This is a genomic window from Streptomyces sp. NK15101 (assembly GCF_020400725.1).
Taxonomy (GTDB): domain Bacteria; phylum Actinomycetota; class Actinomycetes; order Streptomycetales; family Streptomycetaceae; genus Streptomyces.
Window position 1 is genome coordinate 1 of sequence record NZ_JAINVG010000028.1, and the last position, 19,119, is coordinate 19,119.

General features: G+C 72.7%; 21 protein-coding genes. 14 read left to right on the plus strand and 7 right to left on the minus strand.

What is annotated here, in order from left to right; all coding sequences use genetic code 11:
• Both K7G60_RS17040 and K7G60_RS17045 read right to left on the minus strand, forming a co-directional pair.
• Positions 1-755: ABC transporter ATP-binding protein (locus K7G60_RS17040; protein ID WP_225801765.1), on the minus strand; the 755-nt coding region annotated here is incomplete at its 3' end.
• Between the two features lie 70 nt (positions 756-825).
• On the minus strand, positions 826-1,647 hold the full coding sequence (locus tag K7G60_RS17045) for an NAD(P)H-binding protein (protein ID WP_225801766.1): 822 nt from the start codon (positions 1,645-1,647) through the stop codon (positions 826-828).
• Between the two features lie 73 nt (positions 1,648-1,720).
• Here K7G60_RS17045 and K7G60_RS17050 point away from each other — a divergent pair, with 73 nt between their 5' ends.
• The 6 genes from K7G60_RS17050 to K7G60_RS17075 all read left to right on the plus strand — a co-directional run bounded on the left by K7G60_RS17050 (position 1,721) and on the right by K7G60_RS17075 (position 6,772).
• The gene (locus K7G60_RS17050) at positions 1,721-2,122 is read left to right on the plus strand and encodes a helix-turn-helix domain-containing protein (protein ID WP_225801767.1); all 402 of its coding nucleotides are present in this window, start codon (positions 1,721-1,723) and stop codon (positions 2,120-2,122) included.
• The gene (locus tag K7G60_RS17055) at positions 2,119-3,240 is read left to right on the plus strand and encodes a DUF2786 domain-containing protein (protein ID WP_225801768.1); all 1,122 of its coding nucleotides are present in this window, start codon (positions 2,119-2,121) and stop codon (positions 3,238-3,240) included. The genes K7G60_RS17050 and K7G60_RS17055 overlap by 4 nt, the downstream gene beginning before the upstream one ends.
• A 534-nt stretch (positions 3,241-3,774) precedes the next feature.
• A complete protein-coding gene (locus K7G60_RS17060) occupies positions 3,775-5,856 on the plus strand; it encodes an FUSC family protein (RefSeq protein WP_225801769.1) in 2,082 nt (693 codons plus the stop codon).
• 77 nt (positions 5,857-5,933) lie between these two features.
• Positions 5,934-6,098: a 50S ribosomal protein L33 gene (rpmG, locus tag K7G60_RS17065; RefSeq protein WP_225801770.1), complete on the plus strand. Its 165-nt coding sequence runs from the start codon at positions 5,934-5,936 to the stop codon at positions 6,096-6,098.
• 7 nt (positions 6,099-6,105) lie between these two features.
• Entirely contained in the window at positions 6,106-6,360 is a 255-nt protein-coding gene (locus K7G60_RS17070; protein WP_225801771.1) for a type B 50S ribosomal protein L31, read from the plus strand.
• Between the two features lie 199 nt (positions 6,361-6,559).
• The gene (locus K7G60_RS17075) at positions 6,560-6,772 is read left to right on the plus strand and encodes a DUF397 domain-containing protein (protein WP_225801836.1); all 213 of its coding nucleotides are present in this window, start codon (positions 6,560-6,562) and stop codon (positions 6,770-6,772) included.
• Between the two features lie 54 nt (positions 6,773-6,826).
• Here K7G60_RS17075 and K7G60_RS17080 read toward each other — a convergent pair whose 3' ends face one another.
• Positions 6,827-7,324: an ATP-binding protein gene (locus K7G60_RS17080; protein WP_189803263.1), complete on the minus strand. Its 498-nt coding sequence runs from the start codon at positions 7,322-7,324 to the stop codon at positions 6,827-6,829.
• Between the two features lie 340 nt (positions 7,325-7,664).
• On the opposite strand from K7G60_RS17080, the gene K7G60_RS17085 reads away from it, so the two are divergent.
• The 6 genes from K7G60_RS17085 (at position 7,665) to K7G60_RS17110 (ending at position 13,183) form a co-directional block, all read left to right on the plus strand.
• Positions 7,665-8,537, plus strand: coding sequence for a helix-turn-helix transcriptional regulator (locus tag K7G60_RS17085; RefSeq protein WP_225801772.1), 873 nt, complete (start codon positions 7,665-7,667; stop codon positions 8,535-8,537).
• A gap of 62 nt (positions 8,538-8,599) precedes the next feature.
• Positions 8,600-10,057: an aldehyde dehydrogenase family protein gene (locus K7G60_RS17090; protein ID WP_225801773.1), complete on the plus strand. Its 1,458-nt coding sequence runs from the start codon at positions 8,600-8,602 to the stop codon at positions 10,055-10,057.
• A 90-nt stretch (positions 10,058-10,147) separates the two neighbouring features.
• Entirely contained in the window at positions 10,148-10,690 is a 543-nt protein-coding gene (locus K7G60_RS17095) for a DinB family protein (protein ID WP_225801774.1), read from the plus strand.
• Between the two features lie 23 nt (positions 10,691-10,713).
• Positions 10,714-11,328 carry a PadR family transcriptional regulator gene (locus K7G60_RS17100; RefSeq protein ID WP_225801775.1) on the plus strand — a complete coding sequence of 205 codons (615 nt, stop codon included), beginning with the start codon at positions 10,714-10,716 and terminating at the stop codon, positions 11,326-11,328.
• An 89-nt stretch (positions 11,329-11,417) separates the two neighbouring features.
• Positions 11,418-12,365 carry an ATP-binding cassette domain-containing protein gene (locus K7G60_RS17105; protein ID WP_225801776.1) on the plus strand — a complete coding sequence of 316 codons (948 nt, stop codon included), beginning with the start codon at positions 11,418-11,420 and terminating at the stop codon, positions 12,363-12,365.
• Positions 12,362-13,183, plus strand: a complete 822-nt coding sequence (locus K7G60_RS17110; RefSeq protein WP_374115638.1) for an ABC transporter permease — start codon at positions 12,362-12,364, stop codon at positions 13,181-13,183. The genes K7G60_RS17105 and K7G60_RS17110 overlap by 4 nt, the downstream gene beginning before the upstream one ends.
• Positions 13,184-13,225: 42 nt before the next feature.
• Here the strand turns inward: K7G60_RS17110 and K7G60_RS17115 are convergent, their stop codons facing one another.
• Positions 13,226-14,500 (minus strand): ion channel protein, encoded by a 1,275-nt coding sequence (locus K7G60_RS17115; RefSeq protein WP_225801777.1) that lies wholly within the window; start codon positions 14,498-14,500, stop codon positions 13,226-13,228.
• A gap of 148 nt (positions 14,501-14,648) precedes the next feature.
• Here K7G60_RS17115 and K7G60_RS17120 point away from each other — a divergent pair, with 148 nt between their 5' ends.
• A complete protein-coding gene (locus K7G60_RS17120; RefSeq protein WP_225801778.1) occupies positions 14,649-15,410 on the plus strand; it encodes a MerR family transcriptional regulator in 762 nt (253 codons plus the stop codon).
• A gap of 126 nt (positions 15,411-15,536) precedes the next feature.
• On the opposite strand, the gene K7G60_RS17125 is transcribed toward K7G60_RS17120, so the two are convergent.
• Complete coding sequence (locus K7G60_RS17125) at positions 15,537-15,905, minus strand: YbjQ family protein (protein WP_225801838.1); 369 nt, start codon at positions 15,903-15,905, stop codon at positions 15,537-15,539.
• Positions 15,906-16,056: 151 nt separating this feature from the next.
• Here K7G60_RS17125 and K7G60_RS17130 point away from each other — a divergent pair, with 151 nt between their 5' ends.
• Positions 16,057-16,758 carry a DedA family protein gene (locus tag K7G60_RS17130; protein ID WP_225801779.1) on the plus strand — a complete coding sequence of 234 codons (702 nt, stop codon included), beginning with the start codon at positions 16,057-16,059 and terminating at the stop codon, positions 16,756-16,758.
• A gap of 8 nt (positions 16,759-16,766) precedes the next feature.
• On the opposite strand, the gene K7G60_RS17135 is transcribed toward K7G60_RS17130, so the two are convergent.
• Together K7G60_RS17135 and K7G60_RS17140 are read right to left on the minus strand one after the other, a co-directional pair.
• Positions 16,767-18,419: a threonine/serine exporter ThrE family protein gene (locus K7G60_RS17135; protein WP_225801780.1), complete on the minus strand. Its 1,653-nt coding sequence runs from the start codon at positions 18,417-18,419 to the stop codon at positions 16,767-16,769.
• A 116-nt stretch (positions 18,420-18,535) separates the two neighbouring features.
• Positions 18,536-19,027 carry an inorganic diphosphatase gene (locus K7G60_RS17140; RefSeq protein WP_123453014.1) on the minus strand — a complete coding sequence of 164 codons (492 nt, stop codon included), beginning with the start codon at positions 19,025-19,027 and terminating at the stop codon, positions 18,536-18,538.
• Positions 19,028-19,119: the final 92 nt, after the last annotated feature.

A 19,119-nucleotide genomic window follows, 5' to 3' on the forward strand; every position in this document is an offset into this window, starting at 1 on the left:
CCCCCCCCCCCCCCCGGCCCCCCCCCCCCCCCCCCGCCAGTCTCCAGGGCCGTCATCCTGGCCGTGACCGACTCCACCGTCGGGTCCGTCAGCTCGCCCGCGAGCCGCCCGTCGACCAGGAAGACCACGCGGTCCGCGCGGGACGCCGCCACCGGGTCGTGGGTGACCATGACGATCGTCCGGCCGTCGTGGTCGACGAGGTCCCGCAGCATGTCGAGGATCTCGCGGCTCGTCGTCGAGTCGAGCGCGCCGGTCGGCTCGTCGCCGAAGAGGACGACGGGCCGCGTGATCAGTGCGCGCGCGATCGCGACCCGCTGCTGCTGGCCGCCGGACAGTTCGCCGGGCCGGTGCCGTTCCCGGCCGGCGAGCCCCACGCGCGCGAGTGCCCGCCGTACCTCCGTACGGGACGGACGGCGGCCGGCGAGCCGGAGCGGGAGGGCCACGTTCTGCGCGGCGGTCAGGGAGGGCAGCAGGTTGAAGGACTGGAAGACGAAACCGATCCGGTCCCGCCGCAGCAGCGTGAGGCGTCGCTCGCTCAGTCCCTCCAGGGCGACGCCGCCGACCTCCACGGTCCCGGCGGTGGGCCGGTCGAGCCCGGCGGCGCACTGGAGGAGCGTGGACTTGCCGGAGCCGGAGGGCCCCATGACGGCGGTGAAGGTCCCGGTGTGGAAGTCGAGGTCGACGCCGTCGAGGGCGTGGACGTCCCGGTGGTGCCGGGTGAGCCGGCGGAGCCGTACGGCGGCGTTCGAGGTCATGGCTCAAGCGAACCGTTTCGGCCGGCCCCGATCACGACCACCACCGGGCGTCCCGGAGGTAGGCCTGGCCCTACCTCTCCCCTACCGCCCTCACGAACACGTCCAGCGCGTCGAGGGGTTCGCGCCCGCCGAGCAGCGCGCGCAGGTCGTTTCGCTCCACGCCCGTGCCGTCCATGAAGCCGTGGGCGATCGCCGAGTACGTGCTCGCCAGCATCGGCACCTGGAAGGGCACGGCCCCGGAGGCGGCGAGCGCGGCACGGACCTCCGCGAGCGTGCCGGGGGCGTACTCGGCGCCGAGGGCCGCCGCCAGGTCGGCGCCGCCGAGGGGGCGCTCGCCGACGAGCTCGTACACCCGGTTCCGGTGGGCGGCCGGGTCCGTGGCGACGGAGACGGCGATGTCGGCGAGGTCCGCGCGGGCGACGGCGGCGAGGCGGCCCCCGCCGAGGGGGCCGGTGATGCGGTGCTCGGCGTCCGGGGCGGCGATCCAGGTGAGGAACTCGGCGTAGAGGCCGTTGCGGAGGACGGTCCAGTCGAGCGTCGTGGACCGCCGGAGCCGCCGCTCGGTCCAGCGGTGCGCGAGCGCGTACGTGAGGTGGTCGCCGTCGCCGGAGAGGCTCGTGTAGACGACGTGCCGGACGCCGGCGGCCTCGGCGGCGGAGATCGCGGCCTCGTGGCGGGCGATCACGACGTCGTCCTCCCCGTACCCGGCGGATATGAGGAGGAGGGTCTCCACGCCGGCGAAGGCCGCGGGGAGCGTCTCCGGGGCGTCGAAGTCGAGAGGGCGGGTGCCGGGAAGCCCGGCGCGGGTGCCGAGGACGACGTCGTCGCGGCCGGCGAGCCGTTCGGCGACGAGAGAGCCGAGGGCGCCGGAGACGCCGGTGACGAGCAGCATGGATTCCCCCTGGGGTCGTGATGGCTGAGACCATCGTGGTCGGACGGACAGGAGTGCGGAAGGAGGCACATTGATGTCAGAGGGGCACACGGAGGTAACCACCGAGCCCTTGGTCAGCTGTGCCGAGGACTGCGGGGTACGGGACGTCCAGGACCGGCTCGGCGACAAGTGGACGGTGCACGTCGTCGTCGAACTGGCCGCAGGGCCACGGCGGTTCAGGGAGCTCCAGCGGCTCGTCACCGGCGTCTCGCAGCGGATGCTGACGCTCACGCTGCGCCGCCTCGAACGGGACGGGCTCGTCTCGCGGACGGTGTACCCGACGACCCCGCCGCAGGTGGAGTACGCGCTGACCGAGACCGGCCACAGCATGACCCACCTCATCAAGCAGCTGATCGACTGGTCGCTCGACCACCGCGCGGTGATCGCCCGGTCGCGCGAACAGTGGGACGCGAAGCACGCGAGGGGCACGGCGTGAGCGGCGGCACCACCATCGACAAGGCCTTCGAGGCGCTGTACGCGAGCGACGACGGCTCCCTCGACACGGCGGCCTCGCTGCTCGCCGCCGACCGCGGCGTGGACGCGGAACTGGCCCGGCGGGGAGAGGAGTTCGTGCGGACGCTGTGGGCGCGGGGCTGGCAGCCGGCGGATCTCGTCCGCATGGCGCGCCGAGAGCTCGCCGACGAGCACGTCCGACTCCTCTCCGCACTCATCCGGGCGGAGACGGCCGGCTACGGGCGGCTGCCGCACCGCTGGCAGGCGCAGATCGACGGACTGGACGCGGAGGGCGGACGTCCGGCGGACCGCTTCTCGCGGGCGACGACCGTCCTGGAGCTGTACCGGCTGCTCGTCCGGCTCCCGCGCCTGGACGCGGTGGGGCCCGCCCCCGGGGAGGCCCTGCCGCCGGCGGTGACGGGCGAACCCCGGATGCTCGGCCGGATCAGGGCGCTGCTCGCGAAGGCGGAGGCGACCGGATACCCGGAGGAGGCGGAGGCGCTCACCGCGAAGGCGCAGGAGCTGATGGCCCGGCACAGCCTGGACGAGGCGACGCTCGCGGCGGGCGCGCCGTCCCCCGAGACGCCGGGCGCGATCCGGATCGGGGTGGAGCCGCCGTACGAACAGGCGAAGGCGATCCTGCTCGACGCGGTCGCGACGGCGAACCACTGCCGGGCCGTGTGGAACGAGGCGTACGGCTTCTCGACGGTCGTCGGCTTCGAGGCGGACCTCGACCCGGTGGAGCTGCTCTACACCTCGCTCCTCGTCCAGGGCACGGCGGCGATGACGCGGGCGGAGGCGGAGCAGCGGGCGGGCGGGCGCAAGCGCACGAAGTCCTTCCGGCAGTCCTTCCTCCTCGCGTACGCGAACCGGCTGGGCGCCCGGCTCTCGGCGACGTCGCGCCGGGTGGCGGCCGAGGCCCCGACGCTCCTCCCGGCCCTCGCGTCGCGCGAGGTCGCGGTGTCGGCCCGCACGGACGAACTCTTCCCGGAGACCCGCACGACGCGGGTGCGGGCGGCGTGGGACGAGGCGGGCTGGAACCACGGTGCGACGGCCGCCGACGCCGCGGGCCTCCATCCGAACCGCCCCCACCTGCCCTGACCCCACCGGCCCGTGGCCCGGGCCGCGCCCGCCAGGCCGGTGCCCACCTGCCGCGCGCGGCCCGCGCCCGGCGGGACGGTGCCCCCCCCCCGCCACCCGCCGCGTGCGGCCCGCGCCCGGCGGGACGGTGCCCCCCCCCGCCACCCGCCGTGTGGGCAATCGTCCCGCTGGGGCGGGACGGGTGGGCACACGGGACGGCGCCCTTCGCGGCGCCTCCGCGTTCCGCGCCTGGACCCGCACCGACAGGGCGCTGTGCACGGGGTGCGGGTCCAGGCCCAGGAGCCTCGGGCGCCGGCAAGGGCGCCGTTCCGTTGTGCCCACCCGTTCCGCCCCTTGCGGAACGCCTGCCCACAACGGGGCGCGAGGGGCGGGCGCCGCCCCGGCGGAACGACCGCCCACCACGGGGGTGCGACGGGTGGGCGGTCGTTCCGCCGGGGCGACTGCCGGCAACCCGGCCCTGCGAAGGCCCCGGCCGCGGCCCGCAACAGGAGGTTATCGCCCGTTTCGTACGGGTTCGCGGATACGCTCTGGGGCATGAGCTGGCTCCGGGCGCTGAAGGAGACCGCCCGCTCCGGGCTCACCGTCGAGCGGCAGCGGCTCGAACCGGCCGCAGCGGCCCGCGGCGCCCTCGGCCTGGCCCTGGTCGTCGGCCTCTCCCTCGCCCTCTTCGGCCCCACCGTCGCCGTCTCGTCCGCCTTCGGCGCCTTCCAGGCGGCCATCGCCACCTTCCAGCGCTCCTGGCGCCCCCGCCCCACCCTGGCCCTGGCCTCCGGCGCCAGCCTCGCCGTCTCGACGTTCCTCGGCTATCTCACGGGCGCCCACCAGGTCCTCTTCCTCGCCCTGCTGCTCGCCTGGACGTTCCTGTCGGGCCTGGCGTGGGCCGCGGGTCCGACCGCCGGCATCATCGCCTCCTCCAACGTGGCGATCATGCTGGTGACGGTCACGCTCCCGACCTCGGTCGCCACCGCCGCCGGCCACGCCGTGACGATCTTCGCGGGCGGTGTCGTCCAGGCCGCCCTGGTGGTCCTCCTGCCCGTCCGCCGCTGGGGCGCCCAGCGCGACGCCCTCGCGGACGCGCTCGCCGCGGAGGCGGACTACGCCCGCAGGCTGCGCCACGATCCGGTCGCCCCGTTCGATCCCGTACCGCTCATGACGGCGCGGAGCGCGGCCGCGGTGACGCCCCGCCAGGCCCGCACCCGGCCGCCGGAGCTGCACGGTGCGCGGGGGCTCGCGGAGCGGATCCGCCCGGTGCTGGCCTCGCTCGCGGACCCCGCGGTCGGCGTGCCGGGGGCGGGGCCGGAACGGGCCCGGGTGCGGGAGCTGCTCGGTGCGGCGGCCGAGGTCCTGGACGCCGCCGCGCACGCGATCCGGCACGGCGAACCGGTGGCACCGCCGCCGCCCGCCCTCGCCGCCCTACGCACCCCGGACACCGGCGCGATCCTCAAGGGCCCGTCCCGCCGGGCGGCCCTCCGCCTGGCGGCGCTGCTCGGCGACGTCGTCGAGACGGCGGACCCGCGCCCGGGGGCGTCGCCGCCCCCGGACGGGGCGCCGCCGGGCCACGACGCCCGTACCCGCCCCACCCTCCTCCGGCTCGTGCCGGTCGTCCTGGCGGAGGTGCGTGCCGAGCTGCGCCCCGGCTCCCCGGTCCTGCGGCACGCGGTCCGCGTCTCGGCGGTCACGGCCGTCGGCTATCTGCTGGGGACGTGGCTGCCCTTCGGTCACGGTTACTGGGCGCCGATGGCCTCGGTGATGGTGATGCGCCCGGACTTCTCGCAGACGTACGCGCGCTCGGTGGCGCGCTTCGGCGGAACCCTGGTCGGGGTGGCGCTGGCGACGGCGGTCGTCCGGTCGGCGCATCCGGGCCCGTACCCGTCCGCCGCGCTCGCGGTGGCGTGCGCGTTCGGGATGTACCTGCTGATGCGGACGGGGTACGCGGCGGCGCAGACCTTCGTCTCCGCGTACGTCGTCTTCCTGCTCGGCATGGAAGGCGCGGGCCTGACCCAGACCGTGCGGGAGCGGGTCCTGCTGACCCTGCTCGGCGGGGTCCTCGCGATGCTGTCGTACGCCGTCTACCCGGCCTGGGAGACGCCCCGGCTGCGCGGCCTGCTCGCGGACTGGCTGGCGTCGGCCGGCGCGTTCGCGGCCGTCGTCACCGCGCGGTACGCCGATCCGGCCGGGCCGGCCGACCCCGACGTGCGGGAGGCGCTCCTGAGGACCCGTGCGGCCCGGGTCGCCTGGCAGGAGGCGGTGGCCCGGGCGTCCCACGAGCCGGTGCGGCACCGGGGGCTCTCGCACGCGGCGGTGGAGCAGGCGGAGCAGGCGCTCGCGGAGTTCGGCCGGGTGGCGATGCTCCTGGAGGCGCACCTGCCGGAGCGCGGCGCCCCGGCCGTGCCCGCGGCGGCGGCCCTCGCCGAGTCCCTGCGCCGGTCGACGGAGCGGGGCGCGAAGGAGGTGCGGGAGCGCGGGGAGCCGCACTGGGACGACCTGCGCGAGACGGTCGCGGCCTGGTCGGCGGGACCGCCGGACCACTTCCTGCTCCACAAGGGCGCCGTCCTGCTCCTGGACTCCCTGGAGGAGCTCGGGACGGCCCTCATGGAGTCGAAGCGGCCCGGATGAGCCCCGCCGGACAGGGGTGACCCACCTCTCATCCCAATTATTGGCAATGGGATTCGTTTTCATTTACCCTGCACGACATGGCACGCAATGAACTCCGTCCCGTCGTGAAGCTCCGGTCCACCGCCGGAACCGGATTCACCTACGTCACCCGCAAGAACCGCCGCAACGACCCCGACCGACTCACCCTGCGCAAGTTCGACCCGGTCGCCGGCCGGCACGTCGACTTCCGAGAGGAGCGCTGAAGCACCCATGAAGCCCGGCATCCACCCCGCGTACGAGCCCGTCGTCTTCCGCGACAAGGCCGGCGACTTCGCCTTCCTCACCCGCTCCACGCTCACCGGCGAGAAGACCGTGGAGTGGGAGGACGGCCGCACCTACCCCGTCGTCGACGTCGAGATCTCCTCGGCGAGCCACCCCTTCTACACCGGCACTGCGCGCGTGCTCGACACCGCCGGCCGCGTCGAGCGCTTCGAGAAGCGCTACGGACGGCGCGAGGCGCGCTGACGCCCCCGGTGATCGCGTTCCCGGCGGGGGATACCCGCCGGTAGAACTCTCCGTCGCGTAGCCGCTACGCCACCCCCTGTGCACGTGCATCTGCTCATGCATCGGCATATGAACACAGCTATGATCCGAGGAAGTTGACACCTGCACCAAGCAACTCGGGGAGCTACCAGTGCATCATGCGCATCACGCGTACAACGGCATGGCGGCCAAGGAGCTGCGAGGAGTCGTGTGGCAGAAGAGCCGGCACAGCAACTCCCAGGGGTCCTGCGTGGAGTTCGCCAAGCTGCCGGGGGGCGACGTCGCCGTGCGCAACTCGCGCCACCCCGACGGCCCCGCGCTCGTCTACACGCCCGCGGAGATAGAGGCGCTCCTGCTGGGCGTCAAGGACGGGGAGTTCGACCACCTGGTGTGAGACGCGAGAAGGGCCCCGACGGTTTCCGTCGGGGCCCTTCTGACGTCTCCGGCGCTACTCCGGTCCGATCCGGAACAGTGCCCACACCACCTTGCCCTGGAGCGTCCCCGCGAGCGGGTGCCAGCCCCAGCTGTCGCTGAACGAGTCCACCAGGAACAGCCCGCGCCCCGACTCGGCGGCGAAGTCCTCCTCGCCGCCGCGCGCCTCCGGGCTCTCCCGGCTGGGGTCGCGCACGGCGCACACCAGGCGCGAGGCCCAGCGCATCAGGTGCAGCCGGACCGGCGGGTTCTGGCCTTCTTCCTGCGGCGCGTCGGCGGGCACGGCGTGCCGCAGCGCGTTGGTGACGAGTTCGGAGACGACCAGGGCCACGTCGTCGAAACGCTCCGTCAGCTCCCAGCGGTCGAGCGTGGCGCTGGTGAACTTGCGGGCCCCGCGCACGGCTTCGTACCGGGCGGGCAGGGCGCAGGAGGCGGAGGTGGAGACGGCGCCGGGATCGATCGGCGGAAGGCCCTGCCGTAACGGCTCGAGCACGGTCGATCCATTCGTCCCCATGCGAGGCACTCCCGGGAATCGCGACTGTGGTGCGACAACACGACAACACGAACGAGTACGCGGCTGCGCGGGCTCCATGGTTCCGAATGCGCCCATCGGATGCAAGGGCAGATGCACGTGCACGCGCCGGACCTGTCCGTCCCCGTGCCGAATCTGTGCATAAGTCGTCCACACGATGAGGGGAACTTCCCGCGATCCGCACCCACTGTGCCCGCACTGTGCGCCCGGATGCCCGGAAGTCGCCGCCTTTCCGTAATCGAATGTGTACGCGCTGAAGCGTTTGATGGCAGAATCCGGGGCTCGACGGGGGCTCGACACCGTAAAGGGGAGGCGAAGAGCCGTGACCGCAGGCGAATCGAGCGGAGCGAGCGGGAGCGTGGTGCGGCGCATCCTGCTGGGCTCCCAGCTGAGGCGGCTGCGCGAGTCGCGCGGGATCACCCGCGAGGCTGCCGGCTATTCGATCCGTGCGTCCGAATCCAAGATCAGCCGTATGGAGTTGGGAAGGGTGAGCTTCAAGGCCAGGGACGTCGAGGATCTGCTCACCCTCTACGGGGTCGGGGACGAGGCCGAGCGCGGCGCGCTCCTCGGACTCGCCCGCGAGGCCAACGTCGCCGGCTGGTGGCACAGCTTCGGCGACGTCCTGCCCGGCTGGTTCCAGACGTACATCGGCCTGGAGGGCGCCGCCTCCCTCATCCGCGTCTACGAAGTGCAGTTCGTCCACGGCCTGTTGCAGACCGAGGCCTATGCCCAGGCCGTCGTCAGCCGGGGCATGCCCGGCGCCTCGCGCGCCGAGGTCGACCGCCGGGTCGCCCTGCGCCTGGAGCGCCAGAAGGTCCTGGTCTCCGAGCGCGCCCCGCAGTTCCACGCCGTCCTCGACGAGGCCGCGCTGCGCCGCCCCTACGGCGACCGGTCGGTCATGCAGGGGCAGTTGAGGCACCTCATCGAGGTCTCCGAGCACCCGGGCGTCACGCTCCAGGTCATGCCCTTCAGCTTCGGCGGTCATGCCGGCGAGAGCGGCGCCTTCACGATGCTGAGCTTCCCCGAGTCCGACCTCTCCGACATCGTCTACCTCGAACAGCTCACCAGCGCCCTCTACCTCGACAAGCGCGAGGAGGTCGCCCAGTACCAGCGGGTGATGGAGAAGCTGCAGAAGGACGGTCCGGATCCGGCCGAAAGCCGGGACCTTCTCCGGGGACTCCTCCAACTCTCCTGACACATCAGTACGATGACGCCACATCAGTCGCACTGCAGGTAGCGGGTAGAGGGGTCTCAACCATGTCGCACTTCACCGACCTGGCCCACCAGTACATCGACGGCGAGTGGAAGCCCGGCAGCGGTTCGTGGGACATCATCGACTTCAACCCGTACACCGGGGAGAAGCTGGCGTCGATCACCGTCGCGACCGCCGACGAGGTCGACCGCGCCTACCGGGCCGCCGAGCGCGCCCAGACCGCGTGGGCCGAGACCAACCCGTACACCCGCCGCCTCGTCTTCGAGCGCGCGCTGCGGATCATCGAGGACCGCGAGGAGGAGATCGCCGGGACGATCGTCGCCGAGCTCGGCGGCACCCGTCTCAAGGCGGCCTTCGAGCTGCACCTCGCCAAGGAGTTCCTGCGCGAGGCGATCCAGCTGGCGCTGCGCCCCGAGGGCCGCATCCTGCCCTCCCCGGTCGACGGCAAGGAGAACCGGGTCTACCGCGTCCCGGTCGGCGTCGTCGGCGTCATCTCCCCCTTCAACTTCCCCTTCCTGCTCTCCATCAAGTCGGTCGCGCCCGCGCTCGCGCTCGGCAACGCCGTCGTCCTCAAGCCGCACCAGAACACCCCGATCTGCGGCGGCACGCTGGTCGCGAAGGTCCTGGAGGAGGCCGGCCTGCCGGCCGGCCTGCTGAACGTCGTGGTCACCGACATCGCCGAGATCGGCGACGCGCTCCTGACCCACCCGGTGCCGAAGGTCATCTCCTTCACCGGCTCCGACAAGGTCGGCCGCCACGTCGCCACGGTCTGCGCGCAGAACTTCAAGCACGCCGTCCTCGAACTCGGCGGCAACAGCGCCCTGATCGTCCTCGACGACGCCGACGTGGACTACGCGGTGGACGCGGCCGTCTTCAGCCGCTTCGTGCACCAGGGCCAGGTCTGCATGGCCGCCAACCGCATCCTGGTGGACCGCGCCCTGGAGGAGGAGTTCACCGAGAAGTTCGTGGCGAAGGTGAAGACCCTGCGCGTCGGCGACCCGGCCGACCCCGCCACCCACATCGGTCCCCTCATCAACTCCCAGCAGGCGGAGTCCGTCTCCTCGCTCGTCGAGCAGACGGTGGCGGCCGGCGCGACGGCCCTGCTGCACGGCACGGTCGACGGCAACCTTGTCTCCCCGTCCGTCCTCACCGGTCTCGCCGCCGACTCCCCGGTCCTGAGCCAGGAGATCTTCGGCCCGGTCGCGCTGATCGTCCCCTTCGACGGCGAGGAGGAGGCCGTGCGGATCGCCAACGACACGCCGTACGGGCTCAGCGGCGCCGTCCACACCGGGGACGTCGAGCGGGGCGTGCGGGTCGCCAAGCGCATCCACACCGGCATGATCCACATCAACGACGGCACCGTGCACGACGAGCCGATCGTGCCCTTCGGCGGCGAGAAGCACTCGGGCGTGGGGCGGCTCAACGGCGAGGCGATGGTGGAGTCCTTCACCACCCAGAAGTGGATCTCGATCCAGCACGGCCGCAGCCGCTTCCCCTTCTAGGTTCCAGGGCCATTGAGGACAGTAGTTGTCCGCAAGGGTCCGTAGCGTGGTCGGTGTCGAAAAGCCACAGCCACGAAAGGCGGACCCACCATGGTGGCCCTTGTTCCCGCGGAGCAGCCCGGCGACGAGCGCGGCGCGTTCCTCGACTTCGTCGAGGCGCAGCGCGCCGCGCTCCGCCGCTCGCTCCTCGGCCTCACCGAGGAGCAGGCGGCGAGCCGCCCCAGTGCCAGCGAGCTCAGCCTCTCGGGGCTGGTCAAGCACGTCGCCGAGGTGGAGCTGAACTGGCTGCGGCTGGCCCAGCAGCAGCCGAACGAGAAGCAGCGGACCGAGGAGACCTGGGGCGAGGCCTTCCGGCTCGTGGACGGCGAGACGATCCCCGACGTCGTCGCGTTCTGGGCGGACGTCGCGAAGCAGACGGAGGAGTTCGTCCGCTCGGTGCCGAGCCTGGACGACACCTTCCCGCTGCCGCCCGCGCCCTGGTTCCCGAAGGACGGGCGGGTGTCGGTGCGCTGGATGCTGCTGCACCTGGTCCAGGAGATGGGGCGGCACGCCGGCCACGCGGACGTCATCCGCGAGTCCCTGGACGGCAAGGGATCCTTCGACCTGATCGCGGAGGAGAACAGCCTCGCTTAGTCAAGGTTGACTAACATCGAGGCATGTCGGCGATCCGTCTTCTCGTCCTGGGCGCGGTCAAGCAGCACGGCCGCGCCCACGGCTACCAGGTCCGCAACGACCTGGAGTACTGGGGTGCCCACGAGTGGTCCCACGCCAAGCCCGGTTCGATCTACCACGCGCTGAAGCAGATGGCGAAGCAGGGACTGCTGCACGCGCACGAGGTCGCGCCGAGCACGGTGGGCGGGCCCCCGCGGGTCGAGTACGAGCTGACGGAGGCCGGTGCGGAGGAGTACTTCGCGCTGCTGCGCGAGGCGCTGACCACGTACGACCAGAGGACGGACGTCCTGTCGGCGGCCATCGGCTTCATGGTGGACCTGCCCCGCGAGGAGGCCGCCGAGCTGCTGCGCCGGCGGGTGCGGGCGCTCGACGAGTGGCGGGCGGAGGTCACCGGGTACTACACGCCGGAGGGCGGCCCGGAGCAGCTCGGGCACATCGGCGAGATCATGCACTTCTGGGTCCACTCGGCGGACGCCGGAAAGGAGTGGACGCTGGGCCTGATCGAGCGGATCGAGGCCGGGGCGTACGTGTTCGCGGGCGAGGGCGAGCCCTTCGTGGGGGTGCTGGCGGAGGGCGAGGAGAACCCGTACGCGAACTGATCAAGTTTGAATAATGCCCCGCGAGGGCATACCGTCCTCCGTCAACGGCCACTGGTCAAATTTGACTAAGAGGTGTCGGGAGGAGACGGATGTCATCGGAAGCGATCCTCGTCGAGGGTGCGCTGAAGCGGTACGGGGGGAAGAACGCCCTGGACGGACTCGACCTCGCCGTCGGGCGGGGCACCGTTCACGGCCTCCTCGGCCCCAACGGAGCGGGCAAGACCACGACCGTACGGATCCTGGCGACCCTGCTGCGCCACGACGAGGGCCTGGTGCGGGTCGCGGGCCATGACGTACGGACCGGGGCCCGGGAGGTACGGCGGCGGATCGGGCTCCTCGGGCAGTACGCCGCACTGGACGAGGAGCTGGGCGGCCGGCAGAACCTGGAGATGTTCGGCAGGCTCCACCACCTGGGCGCCCGGCGGGCCGGCGCCCGGGCCGACGAGCTCTTGGAGCGCTTCGGCCTCGCGGACACCGGCCGGAGGCCCGTCCGGCAGTACAGCGGGGGCATGCGGCGACGGCTCGACCTGGCCGCCTCGCTGATCACCGGGCCCGAGGTGCTCTTCCTCGACGAGCCGACGACCGGGCTCGACCCCCGCGGGCGCACGGAGGTCTGGGAGGCCGTGCGCTCCCTGGTCGGCGGGGGCACGACCGTCCTGCTGACCACGCAGTACCTGGAGGAGGCCGACCGGCTCGCCGACCGGATCTCGGTCGTGGACCGGGGCAGGGTCGTCGCCGACGGCACACCCGACCAGCTCAAGGCGCGCGTGGGCGCCGACCGCGTCGACGTGGTCGTCCGGGACGCGGCGCGGCTCGACGAGGCGGCCGGCCTGCTGCCCGTCGAGCGGGCGGAGGTGACCGTGGACGCCGACCGGCGGCGGCTCAGCGCACCGGCCGCGGACCGGATGGCCGTCCTCGCCGAGACCGTCCGGGCGCTCGGCGCGGCCGGGATCGAGGCGGAGGACATCGCCCTGCGGCGGCCGACGCTGGACGAGGTCTTCCTGCACCTGACCGGACGTGAGAAGGAGGCGGCATGAGCACGGCACGGCCGACGGCGGGGACGGGCGCGGCGGAGACGGCGGTTTCGCGGACGAGCGCGGCGGACGTGGTGAGCGACTGCCTGACGATGACCCGGCGCGAACTCGCCCACTGGGCGCGGCAGCCGGTGCAGGTCCTCGTCGGGCTCGTCTTCCCGGTGATGCTGCTCCTGATGTTCGGCCATCTGGTCGGCGGCGGGCGGGCCGTCGACGGCGACTACGTCGACTACCTGGTGCCGGGGATGCTCACGCTGACCATGGTCTTCGGCCTCGAAGGCACCATGACGGCGGTGACGCGGGATCTGGACAAGGGCGTGATCGACCGCTTCCGGTCCATGCCGATGGCCGACGGGGCGGTGCTCGTGGGGCGGGCGGCCGCCGACATGCTCCAGTCGGCGGTGGGACTCCTCATGATGGCCGGCGTGGGGTACGCGATCGGCTGGCGGGCGGACGGCGGCCCGGGAGCCGCCCTCGGCGCGCTGGGGCTGCTGCTCCTGCTGCGCTTCGCGATGCTGTGGATCGGGATCTTCCTGGCCCTGGTCGCCGGACGGGCGGAGCTGGTGCAGGCCGTGCAGATCCTGGTCTGGCCGGTCGGCTTCCTCTCCAACGCCTTCGCCTCGCCGGACTCGATGCCGGGCGGACTCGGCACGGTCGTGGAGTGGAACCCGATGTCGGCGACCGCGACGGCGGTGCGCGACCTCTTCGGCAACCCTGGCGGCGAGCCGGGGCACCTCACGGCGGCGGTGGTGTGGCCGCTGCTGCTCCTGGCGCTCTTCTTCCCGCTGGCGGTACGGAAGTTCGGGCGGCTCGGGAGGTAGCGGCGCTCACGGGGCGGGAGCTCCGGGGCCGCGCGCCCCGGGTCAGCGCAGGGCGTTGCCCCGATGGTCGAGTTCGAGCTGCGGGCGCCCGGTGACGATCAGCCAGGCGGGCAGCGAGGCCAGGCAGAGGAGGGCGAGCACCGTGGGGGAGGCGGCGAGGACGGCGCCGGTGAAGAGGCTGATCCAGCCCTGCCGGGTGGTGGCGAGCAGGACCCCGAGGACGGCGGAGGAGACGGCGACCGCCGGGTGGACCTCCGGGACGAGCGCCTGGGCGAGCAGCCCGAAGGCGGCGCCGACGAAGACGGCGGGGAAGATCCGGCCGCCCCGGAAGCCGCAGGAGGCGGCGACCACGAGGGCGAGGAGTTTGACGACGGCGAACTTGGCGAGCTCGCCGGAGGACCAGCCGCCGATCGAGGCGGTGAGCTCCTTGGTCTCCGCCAGGCCCTTGAAGAGGGTCAGGTGCCCGCCGAGGGCGCCCAGGAGGCCGAGGACGAGGCCGCCGAGGGGCAGCATCAGCATGGGGTGCCGCAGGCGCCGGAAGGCGGCGTGGACGTGGGGGAAGAGGTAGCAGGAGGCGAGGCCGAAGACGGCCGCGGCCGGGGCGATGACCAGGGCGGCGAGGAGGTCGCCGAACCCGGGGTCGGTCAGCGGTGGGAGCCCCACGTCGAAACTCGGGTCGGAGACCAGCTGGGTGGTCGTCGCGCCGGCGCCGGCGGCGACGAGCGGGGCGAAGAGCCGGTCCCAGAGGGAGCCGCGGCCCGGCTGTCCCGCCAGGGCCTCGGAGAGGACGAGGGCGGCCGCCACGGGGGTGCCGAAGAGGGCGCCGATGGTGGCGGCCGAGGCGAGCGCGACCCAGGCCGCGCCCGGCACGGCGGGGGCCGCCTTGCGGCCGAGCCAGTAGGCGAGGGCGATGTTGGCGGCGATGATCGGGTTCTCGGGGCCGAGGCTGACGCCGCCGGCCAGCGTGAGGGTGCTCGCGAGCAGCAGCCCCGGCACCACGCCGGGGGCGAGCGGCGCTCCGCCGAGCCCCTCGGAGGCCGGGTCGGGTCCGGCGTGGCCGGGCACCTTCCACACGACGAGGCCCACGGCGACCCCCGCCGCCGTGAGCATGACGATCATCCAGAGCGCGGAGTAGTTCCCGATGCCGAGCGCGTCCGGCAGGTCGTCCCAGAGGACGTGCTGGAACTCCTCGGCGAGGGCGCTGATCCCGAGGAACAGCAGGCTCGCCCCCACCCCGACGAGCAGCGCGGGCAGGATCTGGGGGAGCAGGAGCCGGGCGGGCGCCTCCACGGGAGGCGGAGCATGATCAGTGGCCACCGCCCCACCATAAGTGAGCAAAAGAGACATAACACCCCGAACCGCTCCCGGGTGGCGGCACGGCCAACACCGCGGCGGGCACTTGCACCTCACGTCGCGTCAGGACCCAGGCTGAACGGCGTACCGACTGAGAAAGGGCGGACGGCCGATGGGCTACTCCGTGGGACAGGTGGCCGGCTTCGCCGGGGTCACGGTGCGCACCCTGCACCACTACGACGCGATCGGGCTGCTCTCGCCGGGCGGCCGCAGCACGGCGGGCCACCGCCGCTACGACGACGCGGACCTCGACCGGCTCCAGCAGATCCTGTTCTACCGGGAGCTCGGCTTCCCCCTCGAAGAGGTCGCCGTCCTCCTCGACGACCCGCACGCCGACCCGCGGGAACACCTGCGGCGCCAACACGCGCTGCTGACCGCGCGGATCGACGAGCTCCGGAGGATGGCGGCGGCCGTCGAGCACGCCATGGAGGCGAAGAGGATGGGCATCAACCTCACCCCCGAGGAGAAGTTCGAGGTCTTCGGGGACAAGGACCCCGAAAGGTTCGCGGCCGAGACCGCCCGCCGCTGGGGCGGCTCCCACTCCCACCGGCAGGCCCGGGCCCGAGCCGCCGCGTACGGCAAGGAGGACTGGCAGCGGATGAAGGACGAGGTGGACGCCTGGGGCGCCGCCTACGCCGCCCTGATGGACGAGGGCCGGGACCCCGGGTCCGAGGAGGCGATGGACCTCGCCGAGGCCCACCGCCGCCACCTCACCACCTGGTTCTTCGAATGCCACCCGAGGACCCATGTGGAGCTCACCGAGATGTACGTCGCCGACGAGAACTTCCACGCGTTCTACGAGGCGATCCACCCGGGCCTCCCCGAGCACCTGCGGGAGGCCGTCCGGGCGAACGCCGAACGCCGGGCCGCCTGACGAACCGCGCCCGGCCCGCCCGGTCACGACGCCGGGCGGCACCGCGCGGTACCGTCCGACGCCGGGCGGCACCGCGGCCGGGCGGCGTCGCGCCCCGGGCCGCCTGACGAACCGCGCCCTGGCGCCTCAGACGCGCGGCGCGATCACCACCGCCGTGCCGTACGCACAGACCTCCGTGCCCACGTCCGCCGCTTCCGTCACGTCGAAGCGGAACATGAGCACGGCGTTCGCGCCGCGCGCCTTCGCCTGCTCCACCAGGCGCTCCATCGCCTGGTTGCGGGTCTGCACCAGGGTCTTCGTCAGGCCCTTCAGCTCACCGCCGATCATCGACTTCAGCCCCGCACCGATCTGACTGCCCAGGTGGCGGGACCGGACCGTGAGCCCGAAGACCTCACCGATCACCTGCCGGACCTCGAACCCCGGCACGTCGTTCGTCGTCACGACCAGCACGTCGGGATGCGGCCCCTGACCGCCTCCGTACTCCTCGATGCCCATCGGCATGCACCTCCTGACCCCCCAGCCTCGGGCCGGCGGGACCGCTCCGCATCCCGTGGGAGCCGGGTGGAACCGGGCGCCCGCGACCCGCGTTGATAGCTTGGGGCCAGCCGTCCCCCAAGCCCCCACCGACCGCAGGAGCCCGGAACCCGTGAACACGCTTGCCCTCGGACCGAGCTGGCTGGACCCGGACTATCTGATCCAGACCTTTGGTCTGATCGGTGTCCTGGTGATCGTCTTCGCCGAGTCCGGCCTCCTCATCGGGTTCTTCCTGCCCGGCGACTCGCTGCTCTTCACCACCGGCCTGCTCGTCACCACGAACAAGCTCGACACCCCGCTGTGGCTGGTGTGCACCCTGGTGGTCGCCGCCGCCGTCATCGGCGACCAGGTCGGCTACCTCTTCGGCCGCAAGGTCGGCCCCGCCCTCTTCAAGCGCCCCGACTCCAAGCTCTTCAAGCAGGAGAACGTCGAGAAGGCGCACGAGTTCTTCGAGAAGCACGGCCCGAAGTCGCTGATCCTGGCCCGCTTCGTGCCCATCGTCCGCACGTTCACGCCGATCATCGCCGGCGTGAGCCGGATGAACTACCGCTCGTTCATCATCTTCAACCTCATCGGAGGCGTGCTGTGGGGCGCGGGCGTGACCCTGCTCGGCGCCTCCCTCGGCAAGGTCGAGTTCGTCCACAAGCACATCGAGCTGATCCTCGTCGGGATCGTCCTGATCTCCGTGATCCCGGTCGCGATCGAGCTCCTCCGCGCCCGCGCCCAGTCGAAGAAGAACCCGCCCCGCAGCGACCACGACGCCCCCGGCACCCCGAACCCGCCGGGCTCCCGCGGCCGCCACGCCAAGCGGTAGGACCGAAGCTAGAAGCCCCGGGTGCGCTTCGCCGCGCGCCGTGCCGCCGCCGCGCCCGGGGCCTGCATGAAGAGACGGGCCAGCTCGCTTCCCAGGTTCACGCCGATCGCGATCGCCAGGGCGAGCGCCGCCGCCTTCGCGAGCGAGGCGAAACCCTGGTCCAGATTGTGCTGGGCGATCGCCAGCACCCCGAAGTACGTCGCCGAACCGGGCAGCAGCGGCCCGATCGCCGCCGTCACGTACGGCAGCGACGAAGTGTGGTGATAGCGGGCGATCAGCTGCCCGAAGAGACCCACCAGGCCGGCCGCCACCGCCGTCGCCATCACCGCCGAGCCCTCGGCGGTCACCGCGATCGACGCGTAGACCACCCACGCCACCCCGCCGTTCAGCGTCGCGAAGAGCACCGTCGCCCGCGACTGCTGCAGCAGGATCGCGAAGGTCGCGCACAGCACCATCGACGCCAGGATCTGCACCACCGGCCGCTCCACCGGCCGCAGCACCCCCTCCGGATTCAGCTGGGCGTCGAACTGCACCGCCACGTACAGCACCGACAGCACGCCCACCACGATCGCGACGAAGAAGTACGCGACCTCCAGCAGCCGGGCCGAAGCCGTGATGTAGAAACCGGTCAGACCGTCCTGCACGGCCGCGACCAGCGCCCGCCCCGGAATCAGCGCGAACAGCCCACCGGTGATCACCGCCGACGGACGCAGGTCCGCGTGCAGCAGCGTCAGCAGCACCCCCATCGCCGCCGGCGGCATCGCCGCCACCAGGAACTGGTAGAACTCCGGCATCCCGCGCCCCGCGAACAGCCACGCCAGCCGGTCGCCGAGGACCGCGCCGAGCGCCGCCACGAAGAAGACCGTCGGACCGCCGCCGAGCAGCACCGAGGCCGCGCCCGCCAGCACGCCCGCCGCCGCCGTCAGGACCCACCCCGGATACGGGTGCCGGTTCCGCCGGATCTCCGCGAGCCGCCGGTACGCCTCCTCGGGCGTCACCTCGTGCGCCCGCGCGTTGATGTCCGCGAGCAGCTGGTAGACGGCCGCCAGCCGCGTGTAGTCCGTGCCCCGCCGACGTACCGTCCGGTTCGCCGTGACCGGGTCGTCCACCAGCGAGGGCTGGTAGGTGACGGACAGCAGCGTGAAGGTGACCGTCGGCTCCACCCGGTCCAGACCGTACGAGCGGCAGATCGCGAACATCGCCGCCTCGACGTCCTCCGCACCCTCCCCGCCCGCCAGCAGCAGCTCACCGATGCGCAGGGTCAGGTCGAGCACGCGCGGCACCGACGGCCCGGCCTCGTCCTCCTTGCGCGGCGCCTCCGGCACCGGCCGCTCGCCCACCGGAAGCCGCAGCATCGTCCGCATCCGGTCCTGCCACGGCGCGTCCTGCGAGAGCCGCACCAGCGGCACCCCGTACGCCGGAGTGAAGGCGGGCGGCGAGTCCTTCACCGAGTACGTGGCCGGCGGGGCGAACGCCGAACCCTCCGGCTCCTGCGGCGGCTCCGGCACCAGACCGGGCGGAAGGGCGAACTCCGAGGTCGCGTGCTCCTCCTCGGCCGATGCGGGCTGCTCCACCCCCGCCGGCGGCACGAACGCGCTCCGCGCCTCGTCCGACTGCGGCTTCCGGTCCTCAGGAGCACCGTCCTCCGGCTCCGCCACCACTCTCTCCGCCTCATCCCCGGGGAATCCTGGATTCCAGTATGAAGGTGCGACGGACACGCGAAAGGCGGTGCGCCCCAAGAGGCGCACCGCCTTCACGTCAACCCGGAATCAGAGGCTCAGTGGCCGCCCTGCTCCTTGGCGCGCGCGAACGACTTCTCGATCTCGGCCTCGGCCTCGGCGCGACCGACCCAGTCCGCACCCTCGACCGACTTGCCCGGCTCCAGGTCCTTGTAGACCTCGAAGAAGTGCTGGATCTCCAGGCGGTCGAACTCCGCCACGTGGTGGATGTCCCGCAGGTGCTCCATGCGCGGGTCCGTCGCCGGCACGCACAGCAGCTTGTCGTCGCCGCCGGCCTCGTCCGTCATGCGGAACATGCCGATGGCGCGGCACTTGATCAGGCAGCCCGGGAAGGTGGGCTCGTCCAGGATCACCAGCGCGTCCAGCGGGTCGCCGTCCTCACCCAGGGTGTTCTCGACGTAGCCGTAGTCCGTCGGGTAGGCCGTCGACGTGAAGAGACGACGGTCCAGGCGGATGCGACCGGTCTCGTGGTCGACCTCGTACTTGTTCCGCGATCCCTTGGGGATCTCGATGAGAACGTCGAACTCCACGGGTGGCTCCTCCTGAATCAACACAAGTGAATGCTCGCGACGACGCGCGGTGATTAAGTGTCCCTCACGCACGTGTGTGATCGCGAAAGGGG

What these genes read in the sequence shown, in the direction of transcription:
- K7G60_RS17075 (WP_225801836.1), top strand. Translation starts at nt 6,560, where the DNA reads ATGGCGGCCAAGGAGCTGCGAGGAGTCGTGTGGCAGAAGAGCCGGCAC.
- K7G60_RS17050 (WP_225801767.1), top strand. Translation starts at nt 1,721, where the DNA reads ATGTCAGAGGGGCACACGGAGGTAACCACCGAGCCCTTGGTCAGCTGT.
- K7G60_RS17090 (WP_225801773.1), top strand. Translation starts at nt 8,600, where the DNA reads ATGTCGCACTTCACCGACCTGGCCCACCAGTACATCGACGGCGAGTGG.
- K7G60_RS17095 (WP_225801774.1), top strand. Translation starts at nt 10,148, where the DNA reads ATGGTGGCCCTTGTTCCCGCGGAGCAGCCCGGCGACGAGCGCGGCGCG.
- K7G60_RS17125 (WP_225801838.1), bottom strand. Translation starts at nt 15,905, where the DNA reads ATGGGCATCGAGGAGTACGGAGGCGGTCAGGGGCCGCATCCCGACGTG.
- K7G60_RS17045 (WP_225801766.1), bottom strand. Translation starts at nt 1,647, where the DNA reads ATGCTGCTCGTCACCGGCGTCTCCGGCGCCCTCGGCTCTCTCGTCGCC.
- K7G60_RS17080 (WP_189803263.1), bottom strand. Translation starts at nt 7,324, where the DNA reads ATGGGGACGAATGGATCGACCGTGCTCGAGCCGTTACGGCAGGGCCTT.
- rpmG (WP_225801770.1), top strand. Translation starts at nt 5,934, where the DNA reads ATGGCACGCAATGAACTCCGTCCCGTCGTGAAGCTCCGGTCCACCGCC.
- K7G60_RS17105 (WP_225801776.1), top strand. Translation starts at nt 11,418, where the DNA reads ATGTCATCGGAAGCGATCCTCGTCGAGGGTGCGCTGAAGCGGTACGGG.
- K7G60_RS17110 (WP_374115638.1), top strand. Translation starts at nt 12,362, where the DNA reads ATGAGCACGGCACGGCCGACGGCGGGGACGGGCGCGGCGGAGACGGCG.
- K7G60_RS17100 (WP_225801775.1), top strand. Translation starts at nt 10,714, where the DNA reads ATGTCGGCGATCCGTCTTCTCGTCCTGGGCGCGGTCAAGCAGCACGGC.
- K7G60_RS17060 (WP_225801769.1), top strand. Translation starts at nt 3,775, where the DNA reads ATGAGCTGGCTCCGGGCGCTGAAGGAGACCGCCCGCTCCGGGCTCACC.
- K7G60_RS17120 (WP_225801778.1), top strand. Translation starts at nt 14,649, where the DNA reads ATGGGCTACTCCGTGGGACAGGTGGCCGGCTTCGCCGGGGTCACGGTG.
- K7G60_RS17070 (WP_225801771.1), top strand. Translation starts at nt 6,106, where the DNA reads ATGAAGCCCGGCATCCACCCCGCGTACGAGCCCGTCGTCTTCCGCGAC.